The sequence below is a fragment of the Sphingomonas sp. genome, from assembly GCF_050725575.1.
Taxonomy (GTDB): domain Bacteria; phylum Pseudomonadota; class Alphaproteobacteria; order Sphingomonadales; family Sphingomonadaceae; genus Sphingomonas.
Genome location: NZ_JBOHHW010000035.1, coordinates 36,637 through 55,770, shown reverse-complemented (window position 1 = coordinate 55,770; position 19,134 = coordinate 36,637). Strand labels below are relative to the sequence as shown.

General features: G+C 61.2%; 18 protein-coding genes. 10 read left to right on the top strand and 8 right to left on the bottom strand.

All coding sequences use genetic code 11. The features are described 5' to 3' along the window. Positions 1-61 precede the first annotated feature (61 nt). On the bottom strand, positions 62-1,009 hold the full coding sequence (locus ACRECS_RS19775) for a hypothetical protein (RefSeq protein WP_431584661.1): 948 nt from the start codon (positions 1,007-1,009) through the stop codon (positions 62-64). 375 nt (positions 1,010-1,384) lie between these two features. Between ACRECS_RS19775 and ACRECS_RS19770 the strand changes: the two genes are divergently transcribed. Together ACRECS_RS19770 and ACRECS_RS19765 are read left to right on the top strand one after the other, a co-directional pair. Beyond that, a complete protein-coding gene (locus ACRECS_RS19770) occupies positions 1,385-1,591 on the top strand; it encodes a hypothetical protein (RefSeq protein WP_431584660.1) in 207 nt (68 codons plus the stop codon). Between the two features lie 342 nt (positions 1,592-1,933). After that, positions 1,934-2,581 carry a hypothetical protein gene (locus tag ACRECS_RS19765; RefSeq protein WP_431584659.1) on the top strand — a complete coding sequence of 216 codons (648 nt, stop codon included), beginning with the start codon at positions 1,934-1,936 and terminating at the stop codon, positions 2,579-2,581. Between the two features lie 87 nt (positions 2,582-2,668). Here the strand turns inward: ACRECS_RS19765 and pip are convergent, their stop codons facing one another. Beyond that, entirely contained in the window at positions 2,669-3,760 is a 1,092-nt protein-coding gene (gene pip / locus ACRECS_RS19760) for a prolyl aminopeptidase (protein ID WP_431584658.1), read from the bottom strand. Positions 3,761-4,224: 464 nt separating this feature from the next. Here pip and ACRECS_RS19755 point away from each other — a divergent pair, with 464 nt between their 5' ends. Genes ACRECS_RS19755 through ACRECS_RS19745 form a run of 3 tightly spaced genes read left to right on the top strand, consistent with a single transcriptional unit; the run spans position 4,225 to position 8,155 of the window. Next, positions 4,225-5,583: a protein kinase domain-containing protein gene (locus tag ACRECS_RS19755; RefSeq protein WP_431584657.1), complete on the top strand. Its 1,359-nt coding sequence runs from the start codon at positions 4,225-4,227 to the stop codon at positions 5,581-5,583. After that, complete coding sequence (locus ACRECS_RS19750; RefSeq protein WP_431584656.1) at positions 5,583-6,743, top strand: UvrD-helicase domain-containing protein; 1,161 nt, start codon at positions 5,583-5,585, stop codon at positions 6,741-6,743. Before ACRECS_RS19755 ends, ACRECS_RS19750 begins: the two co-directional genes overlap by 1 nt. Beyond that, positions 6,740-8,155, top strand: coding sequence for a hypothetical protein (locus ACRECS_RS19745; protein ID WP_431584655.1), 1,416 nt, complete (start codon positions 6,740-6,742; stop codon positions 8,153-8,155). The genes ACRECS_RS19750 and ACRECS_RS19745 overlap by 4 nt, the downstream gene beginning before the upstream one ends. Positions 8,156-8,413: 258 nt before the next feature. Here the strand turns inward: ACRECS_RS19745 and ACRECS_RS19740 are convergent, their stop codons facing one another. Next, positions 8,414-8,731, bottom strand: coding sequence for a hypothetical protein (locus tag ACRECS_RS19740; protein WP_431584665.1), 318 nt, complete (start codon positions 8,729-8,731; stop codon positions 8,414-8,416). Positions 8,732-9,377: 646 nt separating this feature from the next. On the opposite strand from ACRECS_RS19740, the gene parC reads away from it, so the two are divergent. Together parC and ACRECS_RS19730 are read left to right on the top strand one after the other, a co-directional pair. Then, positions 9,378-11,636 carry a DNA topoisomerase IV subunit A gene (parC, locus tag ACRECS_RS19735; RefSeq protein WP_431584654.1) on the top strand — a complete coding sequence of 753 codons (2,259 nt, stop codon included), beginning with the start codon at positions 9,378-9,380 and terminating at the stop codon, positions 11,634-11,636. Positions 11,637-11,859: 223 nt separating this feature from the next. Beyond that, positions 11,860-13,515: a putative bifunctional diguanylate cyclase/phosphodiesterase gene (locus tag ACRECS_RS19730; RefSeq protein ID WP_431584664.1), complete on the top strand. Its 1,656-nt coding sequence runs from the start codon at positions 11,860-11,862 to the stop codon at positions 13,513-13,515. Here the strand turns inward: ACRECS_RS19730 and ACRECS_RS19725 are convergent. From ACRECS_RS19725 to ACRECS_RS19710, 4 genes are read right to left on the bottom strand one after another with little or no spacing between them, the layout of a single operon-like run. Continuing rightward, complete coding sequence (locus ACRECS_RS19725) at positions 13,491-14,699, bottom strand: CCA tRNA nucleotidyltransferase (RefSeq protein ID WP_431584653.1); 1,209 nt, start codon at positions 14,697-14,699, stop codon at positions 13,491-13,493. The two genes, ACRECS_RS19730 and ACRECS_RS19725, sit on opposite strands and share 25 nt — an antisense overlap. Continuing rightward, positions 14,687-15,289, bottom strand: a complete 603-nt coding sequence (locus tag ACRECS_RS19720) for a CoA pyrophosphatase (protein ID WP_431584652.1) — start codon at positions 15,287-15,289, stop codon at positions 14,687-14,689. Before ACRECS_RS19720 ends, ACRECS_RS19725 begins: the two co-directional genes overlap by 13 nt. Then, entirely contained in the window at positions 15,286-15,852 is a 567-nt protein-coding gene (locus ACRECS_RS19715) for a DUF1285 domain-containing protein (RefSeq protein ID WP_431584651.1), read from the bottom strand. Before ACRECS_RS19715 ends, ACRECS_RS19720 begins: the two co-directional genes overlap by 4 nt. A gap of 60 nt (positions 15,853-15,912) precedes the next feature. Continuing rightward, entirely contained in the window at positions 15,913-16,419 is a 507-nt protein-coding gene (locus tag ACRECS_RS19710; RefSeq protein WP_431584650.1) for a GNAT family N-acetyltransferase, read from the bottom strand. A 180-nt stretch (positions 16,420-16,599) separates the two neighbouring features. On the opposite strand from ACRECS_RS19710, the gene ACRECS_RS19705 reads away from it, so the two are divergent. Further along, a complete protein-coding gene (locus ACRECS_RS19705) occupies positions 16,600-16,971 on the top strand; it encodes a dihydroneopterin aldolase (RefSeq protein ID WP_431584649.1) in 372 nt (123 codons plus the stop codon). Continuing rightward, entirely contained in the window at positions 16,968-17,309 is a 342-nt protein-coding gene (locus tag ACRECS_RS19700; protein ID WP_431584648.1) for a Rossmann fold domain-containing protein, read from the top strand. Before ACRECS_RS19705 ends, ACRECS_RS19700 begins: the two co-directional genes overlap by 4 nt. 65 nt (positions 17,310-17,374) lie before the next feature. Here ACRECS_RS19700 and ACRECS_RS19695 read toward each other — a convergent pair whose 3' ends face one another. Further along, positions 17,375-18,118: a hypothetical protein gene (locus tag ACRECS_RS19695; RefSeq protein ID WP_431584647.1), complete on the bottom strand. Its 744-nt coding sequence runs from the start codon at positions 18,116-18,118 to the stop codon at positions 17,375-17,377. 343 nt (positions 18,119-18,461) lie between these two features. On the opposite strand from ACRECS_RS19695, the gene ACRECS_RS19690 reads away from it, so the two are divergent. Next, entirely contained in the window at positions 18,462-19,127 is a 666-nt protein-coding gene (locus ACRECS_RS19690) for an energy transducer TonB (protein ID WP_431584646.1), read from the top strand. Positions 19,128-19,134: the final 7 nt, after the last annotated feature.

The window sequence follows — 19,134 nt, the reverse complement described above, 5'->3', positions numbered from 1 at the left end:
ATTTTCCCATGACCGTTCAAAGCGCCGCGAGCGGGTTTTCGCCGCATATTGCCTTCACCGCTCACCGTCGCGCGCCACCCCAAACCTCTTCGGCCGGGGGAGGGCCGTCGCTTTTTATGCTGCCGATAATCGCGTTGCCGTCGAAGCCCTTGTAAAGCAGTTTCCCGCTGCCGCTTTTGCCGGTCCCGCCATACCGGTAGGTGAAGGAGAAATTCCGTCCCCCGTTGCCGACCTTACCGGTCAACGCGCCGGTGTAGTTCGGATCGCCGGCGCTCATGGTGCCGAAAATAGTGTCGGGCCCGCCTTCGCTCAGAAGACCTTCGCGCAGGATCAGGGTGAAGCTCTTGCCGCTTCTGCTGGTCATGACCCAACGGCCGACAAAGCTCGGCATTTTTACCACGGGCGCCGGCGAACCGTCCGTCGGCTTTCCAATGGTTTTTATCTCGCGGGGCTGCACCGGACCGGGCGGTGTCGTCGACGGCGGTGGCGCCGACGCTGGCTGGAGTTTGATCGCAGTGCAGATCACGCCGATGGCGTTGACGTGCTGGCCGTAACGCACCTTCAGACCGGTCACCGCCATAGTCGCGGGACAGGCCCAGTCCCTGTACCAGATATAGTTGTTCCCCGGAATCAAGCTCTGGCCTTCGTCCGGTCCGCCGATCGCGAAGCCGGCGCCTTCGCCCGCCGCGTTCCCGCACCCGGCGCGGAGCTCGCGGACCTGCTTTTTTGCCTGGTTCAGGGTGACCATGATCGATCGCGCATAGGCTTTCGCGCTGCAGGTCACGGTCGCGGGCGCACCGCCATTGCCGCCGACCGAGACGCTCGTCGTGTCCGCCGGCAGCGCCATGCCGTCGGCCCCAAGCCTGGCGCACTGCAGCTGGAGGCGATCCACATTGGTGCCGGACGCCCCGATCACCCCGACGACATAGCGGTCGCCATAACATCGCACGTCCAGCCCGTTGTCGCCGCGCGCACCATAAGGATCCGTCGTGAATTCGGCCTGTGCCATCACAGTGCCGGGGTGCATGACCGCCCCCGCCAGAGCAAATGCACAAAGTCGCGTCCAAAGTCGCATCATCACACCCCCAGGATCGGACGACTGGAGAAGGCTGACACTTGAGTATCGACAAGTCAAATCACCCGCACCGAAGCATCGGATTAGGCCAGGTTGGTACGTCGTGTCGCCGCACGGACTTACACAATTGGGGGCAGATACGATGACGGATTTGCGCCTATTCGTTGCCGTTACAGCGGCGCATGGCGATCCCGAAAATGCCGAACCAGGGATCGAAACGACACGGCCGTCGTTGGCGAAATCCGGGATGTTGTACGGCAAGCTGCTTTACAGGCCGCTGCCGGTGGATTGTTGCAAAGGAGAAGGATGATGACTCGGATCGCATTGGCGATCGCGCTGGCGGGGGTGGCGGTTACGTCCGCAATCCCGGCGAGCGCGAAGGTCTGCCGTACCTATGTTCGCGGCCATCATGTCAAATGTCACAAGGCGTTGCGCCCAAGCGTCAATTTCAAGCGGAAGCACCCCATCAAGGTCGTCCGCTGCCGCACTCGGGCCGGTCATAACGTCAAGTGCTGATCTTCCGATAACGGGAAAGGGCCGCGTTTCCGAAAGGAGGCGCGGCCCCGCTGTTTGGGGCCGCACGTCACTGGCATGGTGCGGGGAGCGGATAATCAGGCGTTCGTTCAACGGGTCTCCAAAGCACCGCGATGGCCGAAAGCGGTCATTCGTTCGGCCAGGCCGACCTTGCCTATGTTAGGGAGCGCTTGGCCATTCTTTGGTTACCAAGCGCCCCCCTAACATAGGCACGGTCCCCTCGCGAACACACCTGTATCATGATATCGATGCACGCCCGCTCGCGCGATGATGTTCGGTTCGCGGCGAACGATCTTGTGGACGCCGATGGAGGCATGGAACCGAATGAAATCGGCAATTCTTGTATCTCTGTCCCTGGCCACAGCGGGCTGCGCGCATTTACCGCGCGCGGCGGAGAATCGAACCTGCCGTCCCGGTGGGATGGACTCGATCGAGCTTCCTCAGGGGCGCTTGGCCGTGAACATAGGCGCCGGAGCGGCCGGAAGAGCCGATTACGAGGTCGTCATGTGGACGCCCAATTCTCCCCAAGCCCACGCGGTGCGCATGACGCTGCGGTGGGAAGCGCACGCCCCGGTTGCGCTCGATTGGGACCGTGGCTTGATCATGTTCGACAGCGAGCGGCTTTGGAGAAATCTGCCGACCGCGAAATTGCCGAGAAAATTGACATTGGAACTGCGAGTGAACCGGGAAGGGCCGTGGGAGGAATCCGCCGCCCTCCGGGGCACGATCGCGCTTCAATATGGCGTGAGACTGGCGACCGACTGGGCGGATGTCAAAGCGATGGCATCGGGCAGAGCGGAGATATTTCTCATTACAAAAAGTAGAGGGGCCGTTGTCGATACGGTGACGTTGAAGAGGAGTGACTTCGAATTGCCTCTGGCGGACATCGATGCGTTTCGCGCTAAGGTGCGGGCGCAGGCGACGGGCCCGGACGTGATCTGCGATCCGGCCGAGGATATCATTGTCACTTAGCCACTCGGCGCCTTCGCTGCGTTCAGATCGACAGCCGGTCGTTCGTTCAACCCGCGTCCACGCCCAGATTCCCAAGGACATGGCCGTCTAGCGGATCGGCGCCAGCCCATCCATGATCGCGCTCAGCGCGAGCGCCGTCTGCAACTCCATCGCACTATGCCCGGCATTGGTCCGGACATAGCTGGCCGGCGCGGCGCCGACCGCGGCCAGGGCATCGATCAGACGCGATGCCTGGGTAAGCGGGCACACCTGATCGAAGCGGCCATGCACGATATGCATCGGAATCTCGGCAATCCGGTCGACATTCCCGAGAATATAATCCGGCTCCAGGAACAGATGGCTGGCGAAGAAATGGGCTTCGATCTGTGCGAACGACAATGCGAACTCGGCATCGCCGAACTTGCCCGCGTCGTCGTCCTTGGGGATCAGGTTGGAGATCGTCCCTTCCCAGATCGACCAGGCCAGCGCGGCGCGTAACTGCAGTGCGCGGTCGGCGTCGCTTGCGGGAATCATGTCGAAGATCGCCTTGTACGCGCGCATCATGTCGTCGCGCTGGCCGGCGGGAATGACCTCGACGAACGCCTTCCATTCGTCGGGATAGGCGACATAGCTACCCGGCTCGGTGAGCGCGAAAGGCACCTCGGCGAAGGTCGCGGCATTGCCCTGGTACATATAGCGCAGGTCTTCGCGCGCGCCGATGAAGATGCCGCGCAGGATCAGAGAGGCGACATGTTCCGGGTGCCGGATCGCATAGACAAGCGCGAGCGTACTGCCCCAGCTGCCACCGAAAACGTGCATCTTGCCGATAATGCCAAGCGCCACCCGCAATGCGTTGATATCCTGCACCAGAGTGTCGGTCGAGTTGCGGATGAGCGCCACGGCGGGGCCTGCATTGGCAACCGTGGGCTCGCTCTTGCCGCATCCGCGCTGGTCGAACAGGATGACGCGATAGCGCGCGGGATCGAAGAACCGCGCCATGACCGGCGCACAGGCGCCGCCCGGTCCGCCGTGCAGGAACATGACGGGCTCCCCCGCCGGGTTGCCATATTCCTCCCAGTAGAGCTTGTGGTCGGGAGCGGTATCGACCTGAAGCAGCCCGCTCCGGTTCGGATCGGTCGCAGGATATTTCCACTCGTCCGTGATTGCACTGGTGGCCTGAAGCCCGGAAAAATCGATCATCTTACCCTCGTCATATTATGCTGCGGCTAAGCGCATCTGAGAGGCGTGGCAATCGCGACACGCGGTTGGTTTGTCATTGGTTGCTGGAAATTCGGAAATTTGGTGACAGGAAATTTGGTGACAGTGCACTTTTTGGCGAAGTGCCTCCAACTGCTAAGCCAACCAAATAGTCTGAATTGATCCACTGTCGCCGAATTCAAGCGAATTCCAGCGAGATAGGTCGAGCGAGTGTTAGCGCTCGTGCGCTGAAGATGACCGAAATGCCCGATCGCTCGGCTGAATCCAAACCGCATTTTTAACGCTTGTCTTAGTGAGTTTCCCATTGTGGCCGGAAGTATATGATCGGTCGTCATATTGAGGCCTGCTCCATTAGATATTCTATCCGAAACGGATTGAATTAGCCGTGACAAATTGACTTGCGCACCGGCTCCTATTGTGATGCCTTGAATGGGGAGGGGATCAGAATGGATAAGGCGAAGGCGCTTGGCATACTTGAGGAACTGAAAGGGCAAGAGATATTCGGATGGCGTATTACGAAATTTCTGGACAACGGTAAGTCTGCAGCGGTTTTTCATGGGGAGAAGGAGGGGGCTCAGGCCGCTATAAAAATCTTCGATACCGATTTGATAAATCGCTTTGGTGGTGATGCCTTGATCGTAAGATCAGAACGCGAAAAGAAGCTGATTAACCACGACCACCCTCACTTAGTCAGAATGCTTGACGCCGGCGTGGACGAGAAATTCGGATATCACTTCCTAGCAATGGAGTTTTTGCAGGGAAGAAGTCTAGCAGATTGCCTAGAAGAGATTCCGGAAGGAAATATTGCTGCTCTAATTGAGCAGCTTGCCTCAGCAGCGAAGTATTTAGAAGATATTGGATTGGCTCATAGGGACATAAAGCCGGCAAATATCATGGTTTCTCTAGATTTTCAGAGATTAACTCTTCTGGATCTTGGTGTTCTTAAGCCGGTTGGGGAAGGTGGGCTTACGGATTATGGGAGCCAGGTTATATTCATCGGTACCAATCAATACGCTTCTCCAGAGTTTGCCCTACGGAAAGAGGTTGATGACTTAGATGGGTGGAGAGCTCTCTCCTTCTACCAGATGGGGGCAGTGCTTCACGACCTCATCATGAAGAAGCCCCTTTTTGAAGAACATCTGGGCGTTCCCGCCCGGCTAGCCCATGCCGTGCAAACTGAGGTGGTGCCAATTAGGTCTGCAACGGTAGGGCCATGGTTGGTGACCCTGGCACAAAATTGCTTGGTGAAATCGCCCGAAACCCGCCTTCGCTTGGTGCGGTGGGAGAGCTTCGCTGCCAAAGCTCCCAAGACTGACATGGCATTGGAGCTGCGCGAGCGTATTCGGCAGCGACTGGCGGCGGCAACTACAATTCAAGAAGAGACTAAACTCTATCAATCGCCGATGGCAGAGGCTGACGATCCCTTGGCGAAAATGACTGCAAATCTTCTGCAAGATTTGATGAGGACTATAGGTCGAAACGATTTGCAGTTGGGAAGGCGCATTGTCTACGAGGTCGCTGATCATCGGGCGATAAGGTGTGATTTTGAGCCGTCCGAGCGAGTAGGTATTCCGAACGGATTTACAGTATGCTTGAGTTTCGAAGTGACGGACCGGGCCAGTCGCGTCATTCGCCTCGCTGGTTGTCACACGGCCTCGGCAGGTGGTGATTGGCAGCCCAGCGGATGGGTGGCGGTATTTGAAGGGACTTTTGATGAATCAGAAATAGAAGAATTTGTAGGATTATTTGTTTTGACGAGCATGGATAACGTGCAGGTTGCCGCTCTGCAGGAAGGGGCTGAATAATGGAAGCGTCTTGGTGGACTAGGACCGATCAGCTCGATGATGAACAGAAAGATGTCATTGCACTTCCATTGAAAGGAAGCTTTCTTATAGTTGGACCTCCCGGATCCGGAAAGACTAATCTTCTGCTGCTACGGGCCGCATTCCTGCAGGCGAAGGGAAGAAATAATTATCAGGTTCTCACATTCGGAAGAGTGCTAAAGGAATTTCTGATAAATGGCACTGACTCAAATAACGTAGAGCCTGATAGGATTCGAACATATCGTATGTGGGCGGGTGATATTCTTCGAGAATATGGAGTCGAGATATCTACGAATACGGACTTCGATACTGTTAGGCAGGAAATACTGAAGGGTCTTCAGAATTTGTCTGACGCCGAAGTGCTGGATCATAGGCTGGATTGCCTGCTTCTGGATGAAGCTCAGGACTATTCTAAATCTGAGATCGAACAACTAGTGCGCTTTGCCGACCACATATTCGCGGCGGGCGACTCCAATCAAGCAATCTATCGAGATTCGCAAGCGCTGAGTACTCTGCAGGCGCATTGCGATGAGGTGCGTCATCTTTCCTACCATTACCGTAATGGCCGAAAAATATGCCGCGTTGCTGACGGGATACGAGGTTTGGTGGGGAAAAGGGAGGGCTTGGAAGCTGCGTCTCAATATGATGAGATTGCCGTCCCTTCGGAGGTGATCGCTTACCCCAGCGAACCGCTTGAGGCTCAGGTAAGTCGCGCTATTCTGGTCATAGCGGACCAGTTGCGCGCCTATCCCACTGCTTTCATTGGTGTTCTTTGTCCGCTCCGGCGTGATCTGAGGGAGGTGCATGCTTCCCTTGCGCGTTCTTACCTTGCTGATTCGATTCAGTTGCAGATGTTCGAGACCGGCTACTCGCCGTTAGACCCGGAGCGCCGTGTCCTGGTTGGCACCGTTCACGGCGCGAAGGGTTTGGAATTTCGGGCTGTGCACCTGCTGGCGGCCGATGGTATCGGTCGTTTTCCGAAGAATCGGACTAGGATCGCTTACACTGCGGTGACTAGGGCTAAAACGAGCCTTGCAATCTATCGTGAGGGAGCGCTCACTGGACGCCTCCAGAACGGAATGTCCGCTCTGGAGCCTGCGCCGGCGCGCGTGGACCTCGACGTACTTTTCAAGAGCTCATGACCATGATTTTTCACCTTACCGATCGCCGGGGGCTGCTCGACTTTCTTTCGTCGCGAGAGCAGGGTGCGCGGGTGACGGTCGGCAACGCCGCCTCTCCTTCGCAACTTGTGGGTGCATTACAGGATGCAGGCAAGGTAGGCGCTCTACTCTTGGTGTGGGATAACGAATCAAGTCTAGATAGCTTATTTGAGACGTTCGTAATCGTTGTGACTGATAAAGATTACGATGAGTTCTTGGCTTGGACTTATACTTATATTGGCGACTATAAACCATTCACAAGCTTCTTTCGGGTTATTAAGGGATCCGATGTGGAGCGATTCGACATTTTTGAACTTCCTCAACCTTGGCTCCCAAGGAAGGTGTTAGACGCACTCGCTGCAGTTTCAATTGCAGAGGCGGTTTTACAGATGGGCGCGCGAGGGCGTGACCCATCGGTGCAGAACTGCGTTCTGACATTCTCTTTTGCTGCCATGAGAGGCTTGTATTGCGGACTTCATCCAGCGCAGATCGTTGACCTCGCAGAGCGTTGGGATGGCATTCGCCAGTTAGGCGGCAACGCACCAAAACTGTCAGCCAATGAATCTCTTTCCTTTTGGTTGATTGCTACCAGCGCCCTTCTTCCCGAGCCTGAAGCAGATCGCGGTCACGATTGGATGGCGCTTTTGGGAGCACTGGTGCGAAGTACGTTTTCAGATACGCGCAGTGTCGTAGACGGAAATTTTTGGACGGAATTCCCAAGTATTGGGAACTCCATAAAGGAGTTTGATGAAGCAACTGGCCTGCCTAGAGAACAGCTAATTCGTATTCTAGATCGTGCTGCTAATAGTATCAAATCCTCCCCCGCTCCGCGCCCACTAAAGGATGCAATTCTGGGATGGTTGGTCGCCAAGCTTGGCGATGGATCGATGGACTACCTCCGGCTCGCTCTAGAATTCGGAGAGGAATATGCCTGCGCACCACTATGGTTCGCATTTTTCTCCGGATTTCAAAAGAGCTTTGACGGTCTAACCTATCGCAACTCTCTTGGAAGGCACCTGGTGAGGCGCGCTGCAATTAAGAGAAGTGCTTTCGATAAATCCAGCGTTTTCGTGAATTATGACGAAATGCTGCTTGTAAATGGAACGAAGAATATTGGTCATATTCAAAATACGTTCGGCTCTATCTTCGAGGTAGAACTCCTGCCATCCGTGTCCGCGCCAGTGCCAAATCCATTCCGTCGGGCCGAAGAAAGTGTGCGACGGACCGAAACAGTCGATCAGTCTCGGGTGTCTCGCCTGCTGCGAGAAGCCCTTTTCCTGCTCGACCACGCAGAACGGCAGGACCGGGTGCCGCCTGAGCCGAGACCAAATGATCTTTTCGAAAGTACTGCCTCTAAGCCTCGGGTTGGGGGGAAACGACGAAAGACGACGTAGGCGGAGTGTTGGGCCATTAATGCCGCTTTTGCGACCTCCGAGCCGAAACAGTCGATCAACTTCCGGCCAAAAATCACTAACGTTTTAAGTGATTCTGAGTTCGCAGAGATAGCAAGCGGAATTTGGTGACGCAGAATTCGGTGACAGTGCGCTAGTTAAGAGTTCTCCGCTGCTGCACAGTCTGCGCCGCTCAAAGGGGGCAGCATGAATTAAACGCACTGTCACCGAATTCGAAAGCTGCCAGTCAGCACACGGCCTTTAATCGCCGTTTGCATCTACCATGAAAATCATCGGCTTGCCGCGGGATGCCGGCTTCCACCCCGCTGATAATGCTGCGCGAACGCCTCGGGCGGCAATCACGTCGTTTATTTGGGAACGGCCCCTGGGTAACCCTTTCAACAGGCGTTTGGGCGTGGGGAATTCCAGTAGCGCCTCGCGCTGGGTATCGACCTGCCGCAACAAGACTGTCATGCCCTTCCAGCCGTCCGCCGTGAATTGCGGCTCCCGCTGGAGCTGCCACTCATATTTCAGGCCATCAATTTCGACGATGCCACCCGGACTACGCGTATGAACCATGACGTTCCATAACAGGTACGGCTTCTTCCGCCAGCGCAGGCCGCTCCGATCAACGATCGCGCGTTCCAAAAGCGGATAGCATGAACGGACCTCGGCTGTTGGGAGGCGACACACGCCGACCTGAATGTCTGCCTTTGGGTCTTTGAATACAGCCGCTAGCTGAACGAATGGCGGCCTTCCCGGACTCGTCACTTGAAAGCCACCTGTCGGCAAACGGCCAGATAGCGGAATTAGCGCCATACGGCACACCTCGCGCCATGGGTTGTCAAATATGGCGACTATCTAATTGAATTAATACATATATTGTAAATTTCTGCGCCCGGCCCACACCGGAGATATGTTACAAAAGGGGTGTAACATATCTCCCGGGTCGCCCCTCTGATCCTTCAGCATTGCCCTTGAGCGGATCGATTTCCCTCACGCCCGGACGACACGCCGAAGATACGACACAACCGGTGTAACATATCTCCCCCGCGCCATGTCTCTCCACCCGGCCCGCGCGCCACGCACGGCACAGATTCAACCGCCCTCCGACCCCCGCTATTCCATCCGCCATGGAAAACCCGCCCTCCAACCTCAAACCCGCTGACACCCCTCCGCCGCTGCACTCTCGCCACCGCCGATCCGCGCTGCTATCGGCAGGGGAATGACCACTGATGTGACCGACCCCGTTCCGGATGCCTTCAATGCCATCGTCGATGCGCCCTTCGATAGCGCGCTGTCCGATCGCTATCTCGTCTATGCGCTGTCGACGATCACCGCGCGTTCGCTGCCCGATGTTCGCGACGGGCTGAAGCCGGTGCACCGCCGCCTGTTATGGGCGATGCGGCTGCTCAAGCTCGATCCGGCGCAAGGGTATAAGAAATGCGCGCGCGTAGTTGGCGATGTGATCGGCAAATATCATCCGCATGGCGATCAGTCGGTCTATGACGCGATGGTGCGCCTCGCGCAGAGTTTCGCGATGCGTTACCCGCTGGTCGACGGGCAGGGCAATTTCGGCAATATCGACGGCGATAACGCTGCCGCCTATCGTTATACCGAGGCGCGGCTGACTCAGGTCGCGATCGACATGATGGACGGCCTTGATGAGGACGCCGTCGATTACCGCCCGACCTATAATGGCGAGGAGCAGGAGCCCGAGCTGTTCCCCGGCCTGTTCCCCAATCTGCTCGCCAATGGCGCGGCGGGGATCGCGGTCGGCATGGCGACGAGCATCCCGCCGCATAACGCCGCCGAATTGTTCGACGCTGCGATCCTGCTGATCGATCAGCCGGCCGCGACCGATGCGCAGATCCTGGAGCATGTGAAGGGTCCGGACTTCCCGACCGGCGGGCTGGTCGTCGACAGTGCCGCGGCGATCGCCGAATCCTATGCCACTGGGCGTGGCGGATTCCGGGTGCGCGCGCGCTGGAGCGTCGAGCGTGAAAAGGGTGGCGGCTGGAACGCGATCGTCACTGAAATCCCCTATGGCGTCGCCAAGGGCAAGCTGATCGAGCAGATCGCGGGGCTGATCAACGACAAGAAGCTGCCGATCCTCGCCGATGTCCGCGACGAATCCGACAGCGAAATTCGCATCGTCATCGAACCGCGCAGCCGCACGGTCGATCCCGACATGCTGATGGAAAGCCTGTTCCGGATGAGCGATCTGGAAAATCGCGTCAGCCTGAACCTCAACGTCCTCGATTCGCGCCGCACGCCGCGCGTGATGTCGCTGCGCGAGGCATTGCAGGGCTGGGTCGAACATCAGTTCATCGTGCTGCAGCGGCGCACCGCGCACCGCCTGGGCAAGATCAGCGACCGGGTCGAACTGCTCGATGGCTATCTGATCGCCTATCTCAATCTCGACCGGGTGATTGAGATCATCCGTACCGAGGATGAACCGAAGCCAGTGATGATCGCCGAATTCGGCCTGACCGACCGCCAGGCCGAGGCGATCCTCGACATGCGGCTGCGCCGGTTGCGCAAGCTCGAGGAAATGGAGATCCGCAAGGAGCGCGATGGGCTCGAGGCGGAGAAGGTCGGGCTCGAATTGTTGCTGGGCAGCGACGCACGCCAGCGCACCCGGTTGAAGAAGGACATGGGCAAGCTGCGCGAGCGCTATGGTCCCGAGACCTTGCTTGGCAAGCGCCGCACCACCGTCGCCGAGGCCGCGCCGGCGCGCGACATCCCGCTTGAGGCGATGATCGAGCGCGAACCGATCACCGTGATCATGTCGCAGCGGGGCTGGATCCGCGCGATGAAGGGCCATGCCGACGACGCGACCATCGCCGCGCAGAAGTTCAAGGAGGGCGATGGTCCGATGTTCGCCTTTCCGGCGCAGACCACCGACAAGATCCTGCTCGCCGCCGAAACCGGGCGTTTCTATACGCTTGCCGCCGACAAATTGCCCGGCGGCCGCGGTTTCGGTGAGCCGGTGCGGCTGATGATCGACCTTGATGGCGAGACCGGCATTGTCGGCCTGTTCCCGGCGAGCGCGGCGGAGAAACTGATCGTGGCGGCGACCGATGGCCGCGGCTTCATCGTGCGCACGGCGGACACCATTGCCGAGACACGCAAGGGCAAGACGGTGGTCACGCCGCGCATCGGTGCGAAGCTGAAGGTCGTGCGGACCGTGATGCCGGGTGCCGATTATGTCGCGGCGATCGGCGACAATCGCCGCATGCTGGTGTTCCCGCTCGCCGAACTCGCCGAGCTGGCGCGCGGGCAGGGGGTGCAGCTGCAGCGCTATCGCGATGGCGGCCTGTCCGATGCGATAACCTTCGTGTTCGCGGCGGGGCTGAGCTGGCCGATGGGCGGCGACACCGGACGCATCCGCACCGAGACCGATCTGGCGCCGTGGCGCGCGGCGCGCGGTGCGGCGGGACGGATGCCGCCGACGGGTTTCCCGCGTGACAATCGCTTTTAGCCGTTAGACGGCACCGGCCCGCTCCTCTCCGGCCACCCATCCAGGATACGCTGTGGGTGGCCGGGAGGGGAGCGGGCCGGTACCGTCTCTCTTCAATCGAAACGTTCGTAAAATAAGTCAATTTTCAGCGGGCTTTAACGAAGTTGGGTTAGGCGCTGATCCAATGGCGCTGACAAAGCCTCTGAACCTGTTCAAACCGAAGCAGCCGGAGGCCCCGGCGGCGATGGCCACGCCTGTCCCTGCGCTCGACATGGCGGCGGCGGCGATCAACCTGTTGCCGATCCCGGCGGCACTTATCGCGCACCGTGACGACCGCTTCCTGCTGCTGACCGTCAATCATCCGTTCCGGCTCGCCGGCCTCGGCACCACGCCCGAGCAATCGCCGTTCATCGCGCAGATCGGCCCGCGCGTTCAGGCCTTTATCGATGGCGATGCGCTGCGTGAGGAATTTCCGTGGGAATTCGGCGATAGCGTCGATTGCCGCTATTACCGTGTGACGCTGGCGCGGCTGGTGCGCAATGACGAGCGCCGCTGTCTGGTGACATTGGTCGACCACACCTCGGAACTGCGCACTGAGCATAATCTGCGGCGCGAGATGATGACTGACAGCCTGACCGGCCTGTCGAATCGCGCCGGCTTCTCCGACCGGCTCGAAACGCTGATGGCGGATCAGGAGCAGCGCGCGCGCTATGCGGTGCTGGTGCTCGATCTCGACCGGTTCAGCCGGGTCAATGCGTGTCTCGGGTCGATGGCGGGCGACGAACTGCTGATCACCGTGGCGCGACGGCTGAAGGGAGCGCTTCGTGCGCACGACATCCTTGCCCGCACCGGCGGCGACGAATTCGGCATCTTGCTGACACTGGAGGAAGGGCCGGCCGATGCCGATCATGTCGCGCGGCGCATTCAGAGCGCGCTCGCGACGCCGTTTCGCCTGTCGGATTTCGAGATTCGCGTCGCCTGCTCAATCGGCATCGCCTTTGGTTCGTCCGAGGTCGAGGAAGCGGAGGAACTGATTCGCCACGCGCAGTTCGCGGTCAAGCGGTCCAAGATCAGCGGCCGGGCCGAGGCGTATCAGACTCAGGCTTTCGACATTGCACGCGAACAGTTCGGCATGGAAACCGCGCTGCGCCGCGCGATCGAGAATGGGCTGATGCGGCTGACCTATCAGCCGATCTGCGATCTCGCGACGGGCCGCATCGTCTCGTTCGAGGCGCTGGCACGCTGGACCGACGAGGATGGGGTGCAGCATTCGCCCAACGACTTCATCCCCGTCGCGGAGGAATCTGGCCTGATCGTCCCGCTCGGCCGCTGGGCGATCGAGGAAGCGGCGCGTACGCTGGCGGGCTGGGACGCGAAGGCCGGCGGCGATTGCGGGGTCAAGCTGGCGGTCAATTTGTCGGCGATCCAGCTGCAACGCGACGCGATCGCCCCCGTCGTCGAACGCGCGCTATCGCTCAACGGCCTGCCCGGCTCGCGCTTCACGCTGGAACTGACCGAAAGCGCGCTGGTTACGGATCCCGATCGGATCGCGGCGATCATGCATGCGCTGAAGAGCCTGGGTACGACCATCGCGATGGACGATTTCGGCACCGGCTATTCAAACTTGGCCTATCTTCAGAAGCTGCCGATCGACGTGCTCAAGATCGACCGCAGCTTCATCACCGGCATGCTGGCCGACCGCGACAAGATCGCCATCGTCCGTGCGATCCTGAGCCTGTCCCAGGCACTGGGCATGAAGACCACGGCGGAAGGCATTGAAACCAACGAACTGGCGCAGACATTGGCCGCGCTCGGCTGCACCTATGGGCAGGGCTATGTCTATGCCCGGGCGCTCGAGGCCAGTGCGGCTTATGCCTATCTGGAGGCGAGCGCCCATTGAGCGACGGCGTCGTCGGCGATCGCCGTCACGCGCGCCGCATCGGGAAAGCCTTCCGCGATCCATTGCTCCTCGACCCGGCGGAGCAGTCGCGCGACATCCGGTCCTTTGTTGACTCCGCGCTCGACCAGCGCGCCGCCGGTTAGCGGCAAGGAGGGTGCCGTCCAGTCGGCCAGGCCGGCTAGGTCGTCCAGCGGACGATCCGACAGCAATATCCGGTCGATCGCGAGCATGGCTCCCATCCGGTAGGACATCACCTCGGCCGGCTCGTCGCCGGTCGGCTCGACCGCGCTGATCAGGCGCCGGCGATCCGTCTTGGACAGCTTGAGCCGGGCGCCGACATCTTCGGCGATCGCCGGATCGCACGGCAGCAGCGCCGCCAGCCGCCGGATCGCGGCCGGGGCGATGGCCGCGGCGGATTCGCGCGCCGCCAATGTCGTCAGCCGCTCGACGCCAGCGCGATCGATTTCGGGCAGGACGGGCAGGAAGATGCCACGATCGACCATCAGCGCGACCACCCGCACGGCATGGACGGCGACCAGCAATTTGACCAGTTCCGCCGCGATACGCTCGCGCGACAGCGCCATCAGGTCATTGGCGCGCGCCGCGCAGGCTGCGAGCCCGTCGGTATCGGGCTCATCGCCGAAGCGCGCATGGAAGCGGAAGAAGCGCAGGATGCGCAGATGATCCTCGGCAATCCGCTGCAACGGGTCGCCGATGAAGCGCACGCGCTGCGCCGCGAGATCGTCCTGCCCGCCGAAATAATCGAAGATCTCGCCGGTCAGCGGATCGGCATAGAGCGCGTTCATGGTGAAATCGCGCCGCGCGGCATCCTCGCGCCAATTGTCGGTGAAGGCGACCACCGCATGCCGCCCATCGGTCGACACGTCGCGCCGCAGCGTGGTCACCTCGACCGGCGATCCGTCGGGCAGCACCGCAGTGATCGTGCCATGCGCCAGGCCGGTCGGGATCGCCTTGAAGCCGGCGGCTCTCAGCCGGTCGAGCACCTCGTCGGGGGCAAGCGGCGTGGCGAGATCGACATCGGCGACATCGATGCCGAGCAGCGTATCGCGCACCGCGCCGCCGACAAACCGGGCATTACCGTCCGCCGCGCCGAGGATTTCGCACAGCCGGTCAAGGCCGGCGTGCGTGCGCCACGCCGCGTCGGGCAGTGTCACGCGCTCCATCGCAACCGCCGCGACAGATTGACGATGATCGCCGCGGTCGCACCCCAGATGCGGCGGCCGTTCCAGTTGATCTCGTAATAATGCCGGTTGCGCCCCTGCCATTCGGTGGTCGCTTCGACATGGTTGGCGGATTCGAGCAGATAGCCGAGCGGCACTTCGAACACGTCGGCGACCTCGGCGGCGTTCGGCACCAGCACCAGATCGGGCGGCACCACGCCAATCACCGGGGTCACATCAAACCCCGTGACCGTGCGATAGCGATCCGCCATGCCGATCACCGTCACATTGGCGCGGGGCAGGGCGATCTCCTCTTCCGCTTCGCGCAGTGCCGCCGCGATCGCATCCGCATCGCCCGAATCGATTCGCCCGCCGGGAAAGGCAATCTGGCCGGCATGGCGGCGCATCGTGTCAGGGCGCTGGGTCAGGATGACTCCCGGGTCGGTGCGGTCGGTCACCGGGATGAGCACCGCGGCGCGTGCCGTCGCCGCGGCCGAATCGAGATCGGGATCGCGGTGATCGCCGGTCAGCAGCACGGTCTCAGTCGCATTGCCCGTCTCCAGGGCGTGGCGCAGCCGTTCGACGAGACTCATGCGGCGGGCTCCAGCGGGAAAAAAGCGCCATCGCTCCAGATGCCGGGCGGCGTGTCGTCGCCGGCCAGCGCGATGGCGGCGAGTTCATAATAGACGGACCGCGCGACCAGCGCTTCAAGCCCGCCGCGGACATGGAGATAGGGGCGTGGCCCGTCCTCGCGCGTTTCGAAGCGCAGCGGGTGGTCCTGGCCGGCCGTCACAAGGTCCCCGGTATTGAGCCGAAAGGCGAGGCGGGCACCGCGTCCTTCGCCCTCGGCCTTCATCTCGACCGCAACGAACGGCGCATCCTCGACCACGATGTCGAGTTTCTCGACCGGTGTGACCAGCACATAGCCGCCATCGGGCTCGCGCCGCAGGATCGTCGAAAAAAGCCGCACCATTGCCTGTCGCCCGATCGGCGATCCCTGGTGAAACCAGGTGCCGTCGCGCGCGATGCGCATCTCGCTGTCGCCGCAATGCGTCGGATTCCAGCGATCGACCGGCGGCAGCCTATTCTCTTCGGCAAGCCGTGCGATGTCGGTCAATGACAGCGAAGCGAGATCCGGGACTTGGGGCATTGGCATATAAGAAGCGGTAGGCCAGCCCCGCGCCCCGGTAAAGCCAGGCGAGGTAAGGAGCCAATGTCAGGCGAGCACGCGCGGCCCAAGCGCCCCCGCGCCGGCCGGCACCCGATCCCCGCGCGACAATAGTCGCGTGCGTTCGACCGGACCGGGGAGGCGCCAGCCGCCGGTGCGCTCGGCCGAAAATCCGAAGAAGCGGCTATAATATTCCGGATCGCCGATCAGCATCAGCGCGTCCGCTTCGCCGCGCGCATCGGCGGTTTCCAGCGCATGACGCATCAGCATCCGGCCGATTCCGTCGCGCTGCCGCGCTGGCTCCACCGCCACCGGCCCGACCATCACCAGCGACACGAGGTCGCCGTCATCGCCGGTGAACAGGATCGGCCAGCACTGGATCGTGGCGATCAGCGCGCCCGCGTCGAGCGCCGCGAAGCTCAGCGCGGGGAGGGCAGGCATGCCGTCGCGAATGCGATAGGCGGTTCGGCCATGCCGGTCCGTGCCGAACGCGCGGTCGAGCAGCTGCTCGACGGCATCGTTGCTGACCTCGGCAATGGGCACGATCTCGATCACGGTTCTGCTCCTGCCCGCGCATTTTTCCACGGGGCCGCGCGCTGTAGGGCCTATGCGGCTGAACGCAAGAAGAATGAGAGCCGGAAGAATGCCGGAAGAATGGGAGCGAGGAAGACGCGCGGCTTTCGCCCGGCGCGGCATCTGCTATGGCGCGCGCTTCCGCCAGTGAAAGGGCCACGCTTGGACGACAGTCTCAGCCTCGAAGTGCATGATCTCGACGTTCAGGTGCTGACAGGAATCTATTCGGAGGAGACGCATCTGCCGCAGCCGCTGCGCATCTCCATGACCGTCGATATCGACTGTCCGGACCGATTCGCCGCGGATACGCCGCTGCATGCGTCGAAAAACTATATGGACCTGCGGCATGCCGCGCTCACTGCGCTGCCCGAGGGCGTACATTTCACGCTGATCGAGGGCGTGGCCGATCATATCGCCGAGACACTGTTCCTGCAGGACAAGCGCGTGTCGAAAGTCGTGGTGAAGATCGTCAAGCTGGCGATCGCCGAAGCCGGCGAATCGATCGGCATCACATTGACGCGCCACCGGCGATGACCGCCGCGCCGGTACCCGGCGATATGCTGACTGCCGTTACGGCTGCGGTCGATTCGGCCTGGATTCTCGCTGCGACTGTCCCGATCGGGGACATGGTGGAGGCGGTGCGGCGGTCGCCGGCGGAGATGATTCTCGTGCTCGCCGGGTCCGAATTGACCGCAGTGGATCGCGCGGCGCTGCTTGCCGCGATCGGACCGCTGGCGGCCGAGCTCGCTCCCGGACGGCGAATCGGTGCGCTCGATCTGACCCGGGGGGCGTCGATTGCGGACTGCGTTGCTGCGGCGCGATTCCTGTGTGGGGCCGAATCGACCACCGGTCAGGTGCTGCGCATTACTTAAGGGTAACGAGGCAGCTGAGCGGGCTGGCATCGCGAACGCGCCTCCGCGCGTTTCCAAACCGACTCTTAGCGGCTCGGCCCCCGATCGCAGGGGCCGAGCGATTCGATAACAAACTGATAATCTTCCCGCGCGATCGCGGCATCTTCCCCGTCCTGCGCAGTGTTCGGCAATGCTGCCGGCAAGGCGCAAGCCAGCCGGTACCAGAGCAATGTGTCGTGGGCCGGCGGCGGCGCGGCCTGCTCCACCACGTCGCTCAGCGACACCGACCAGCGGCGCTGCTCGCCCGGGCGGCGCGTGATGTTCAGCGACACCGGACGGCTGTCCGCAGTGGTCAGGAAAATCTGCGTCTCGCCCTCACCGGGCAGATTGCCGGGAGTATGAAAGGCATTGCCGATGCCCGTGACCGTAGGGGGCGCATCCGCGGCCAGCGTCTCGGTCGTGATGCGGCGGGTCAGCTCGTCGGCACCCGGTGTCCAGGCGCGTTGCGCATCGGGGCGGACCAGCTGAATCTGTCCGGCCGTGCCGGCCACCGCGCGAGCAAATAACAGTACGCGGAACTTGCGCAAATTGGGCAGCTTGCCCCGCGAATCGATCGGTACGTCGAGCAGATACCCAATTCGGGGCGGCAACGGTGCAGCGCCGCGAATCAGTGCCTGAACATCGGCCTCGACGTACAGGCGGGCGGAGCCCGCCGGCACGTTCAGCGCCTCCGGTCCCTTGATTCGCGTCGTGCTGCGAATGGCTGCGTCGACGATTACCGGCGCCGCCAAAACCAGGTCGGCGAAGACCGCATAAGGAGGCGACGGCACTGGAACCGGCGCCGCAACGGGTGGGCGCTGGCCGGAGGATCGACGCTGCGCAGTGGCGGAAATAGGGGCGATTACGGCCGCGACAAGGGCCGCTCCGCACAAGATAATTGGAACACGAACCATGCCTCCGCGTTACGCGATCAGGTCGATTTTAGACAGAAATAATTCTGTCGCGTTCCGATTGTACGTTTGTTGCGTCCGACAAAGCGTTTGCGTCGTAGTTTCCCTCACGATAGAGGTTCGGCTCTGCTTGAGGATACACTAGCCCATGGCAGACGGGTAAACGACCGCTTTGCGGATCGTCACAGCCGAACTGACCGGGACAGAGGAGTGTCGTTTCTGAATGTCGTATGCTGACCAAAGAATGAGCGGTAGCAAGGTGGTCGCGATCGTTATCGTCGCGCTCATCCATGCCGTTATCGGGTACGCCTTCGTCACCGGCCTCGCGTATCAGTACGTGAAGAAGGCGGCGGAAAAGCTCAATACGTTTGACGTGGAGGAGCCACCACCCCCACCCCCGGACGAACCGCCACCACCACCGCCAGACACGCCTCTGACGCCGCCGCCGGTTGTATCGCCGCCGCCGATCGTCAACCTGCCGCGCCCACCCGCCGTGATGCAGACGGTGACCACGCCACCGCCGGCAGCGCCGATGGTGCCGATCGCGGCCCCGCCGGCCCCGCCGGCTCCGCCTGCGCCGCCCCGCATCGCCACCCCGGTTACGCCGCGCGGCAATCAGGGCGACTGGTTCCCTCAGGATTCCTATCCTGCGGCAGCCCGTCGTGCTGAAGCCGAGGGCCGTGTCAGCGTCCAGGTGACCGTGGATACACGAGGGCGCGTCTCGGCGTGCCGCGTCACTTCATCGAGCGGAAATTCCGACCTTGATGACGCCACGTGCAGGCTCGCCACGCGCAACGGCCGGTTCAACCCGGCCAAGGACGTAAACGGTACGCCGATCGAATCCACGACCTCCATCCGGGCGGTCAAGTGGCAGATCGAGGACCGCTAGTATAAGC